At 41.3% G+C, this 286-nt stretch carries 1 pseudogene; it reads right to left on the reverse strand.

The features are described 5' to 3' along the window. Nucleotides 1–286: pseudogene (locus ACSG5Z_RS31760) on the reverse strand (flotillin family protein); the annotation flags it as partial.

A 286-nucleotide genomic window follows, 5' to 3' on the forward strand; every position in this document is an offset into this window, starting at 1 on the left:
CAACTTCCTTCGCATAACTTGGAAGCATGTTAAGAACCATATCCATAATCGCCGCTTGGCCATATAACTCAAATGCCTCAGCAATTTTTTGTTTCGCTTCCGCTTCTGCTAAACCTTTTAATCTGATAACATCTGCTTCCGCTGTACCTTGTGCTTTTTGTACTTCTGCTTTTGCGTGACCTTGCGCTTTTTCGATTTCCGCCTTCGCTAAACCTTCTACACGAACTTCTTCTGCACGTGCTCTTGCTTCCGCTTCAATTTTATATTTATCTGCATCTTCTTTTTT

It is taken from the genome of Bacillus pretiosus, assembly GCF_051294775.1.
Taxonomy (GTDB): domain Bacteria; phylum Bacillota; class Bacilli; order Bacillales; family Bacillaceae_G; genus Bacillus_A; species Bacillus_A wiedmannii.